This is a genomic window from Pseudoalteromonas sp. SR45-5 (assembly GCF_014163565.1).
GTDB classification, from domain to species: domain Bacteria; phylum Pseudomonadota; class Gammaproteobacteria; order Enterobacterales; family Alteromonadaceae; genus Pseudoalteromonas; species Pseudoalteromonas distincta.
The window spans coordinates 1-2,069 of sequence record NZ_JACJDN010000675.1 but is presented as its reverse complement, the minus strand read 5'-3'; the positions used below and the strand labels follow the sequence as shown (position 1 = coordinate 2,069).

The following is a 2,069-nucleotide window of genomic DNA, read 5'->3' as shown; positions in this document are numbered from 1 at the left end:
GATGAGCCAAAAGGGATTGAAGAGCCAAGCACGTATATTGCTAAAGAGCAGCATAAATTGATTAAGTTTGTGGCGCTTCAACAAAAAAATAAAAAAGACAAGCAAGCACGTAATGAGCAAATTAATGAACAAAACGATTCAATTGCTAATACGGCTTACTACTTAGGTGACGGTAATAAAGTTGCTGAGGCCCAGCTTTCGCCAAATGGTGATGCGTTATTAGTCGTTGTACAAAAGCAAACTGATTGGCGTGGTGATGGCGATATTATGCCAAATTACATCACTAATGATGCAACGATTGAGCCTAAAAAAGCACGCCGCCGTGTAGCCGACGCTAAAGAAGAAACCTCAAAGCTTGTCTACATCAATTTAACTAACAAAGAGCAAACATCACTTAGCTTTAATACCTTACCGGGCTTTGACGAAGATGTTTTAGCCGCAGTTAAAAAAGAAAATTATGCACGTGATGGTAAAACATATAAGTCTAAAAAGGCACCTCGTGGTATTAACTTTATTATGGACTGGGGTTTTGAGCAAAGCCCAATAGTATGGAACGATGACGGCTCGCAAGTAGCTGTAATGCTTGAAGCGTGGGACAACAAAGACCGCTGGCTTGCAACGGTAGATTTTAAAAACAACAAACTTGTGTCGCAACATCGCCTGCATGACGATGCATGGATTGCTTATGCGTTTAACGACTTTGGGTGGTTACATAACTCAAATACGCTTTATTACCTATCGGAAGAGTCAGGTTACAGCCAGCTTTATAAAAAACCAATTAATGGCAAAGCAACCGCGCTAACACAAGGCCAATTTGAAGTTTCTAACTTAACGCTTACCAGTGACAACAGCGCAATTTATTATAAAGCGAATGTTGAACACCCAGGCCTGTATGAAATTTACCGTGTTAACCCACAAACAGGTAATAGCGAGCAAGTAACTGACTTAAATGGTATGACCGATTACACGTTAAGCCCAGATGAAAACAAGTTACTCCTTAAGCACTCTACAATTACTATGCCTAATGAGCTTTACGTAGCAGATGCTAAAGCCAATACAAAAGCAACGCGATTAACTCATACAGTGTCGGATGAGTTTTTAGCTAAAAAGCTAACTGCACCTAAAATTGTTGCTGTGCCATCGAGCCATACCGAACAACCAATATACGCAAAAGTGTACTACCCAGCTGATTACGTTGAAGGTGAAGTAGGTAAAAATCGCAAAGCAGTTATTTTTAACCACGGCGCGGGTTACTTACAAAACTCACATATGGGATTTTCGGTTTATTTTCGTGAATTTATGTTTCATTCATTGCTCGCTGATGAAGGTTACATAGTAATGGATATGGATTACCGCGCATCTAAAGGTTACGGGCGTGATTGGCGCACCGCAATTTATCGTCAAATGGGAACGCCTGAAACACAAGATTTAGCCGATGGCGTTAAATGGATGGCGCAAAATGCCAATGTTGATACCAAAGCAGTCGGCACTTATGGTGGCTCTTACGGCGGTTTTATGACCTTTATGGCATTGTTTACCGCGCCTGAGTTATTTCAATCGGGTGCGGCACTTAGACCTGTTACCGATTGGGCGCATTACAACACAGGTTATACGGCTAATATATTAAACCACCCTGATGTTGACCCGATTGCGTATGAGCGCAGCTCGCCAATTTATTATGCTGAGGGTTTAAACAAGCGTTTATTAATTAACTCACCAATGGTTGACGATAACGTGTTTTTTCAAGATTCAGTGCGTTTAGTGCAGCGCTTAATAGAGCTTGAAAAACAAAACTTTGAAACAGCTATATTTCCTGTTGAACCACATGGTTTTGTACAGCCTTCAAGCTGGTTAGACGAATACCGCCGTATTCATAAGTTATTTAAAGAAACACTTTAATCTTTAACTCTTAAAGTATAAAAACAAAAACGCCGCATTGGTTTAGTTAACTAATGCGGCGTTTTTATTGGGTTGAACAAAATCTAACTTTATTTTTTCTTTTTAAAGAGCTCTATAACCAGTGGTATGGCAAGCAGAGTCCCGCCAATTACACCAATTAAATGAGCATC

At 40.2% G+C, this 2,069-nt stretch carries 1 protein-coding gene; it reads left to right on the top strand.

What is annotated here, in order from left to right; genetic code table 11:
• Nucleotides 1–1,899 (top strand): prolyl oligopeptidase family serine peptidase (locus tag H5072_RS17880; RefSeq protein ID WP_182694319.1); only part of this gene is annotated, 1,899 nt, incomplete at its 5' end.
• Nucleotides 1,900–2,069: the final 170 nt, after the last annotated feature.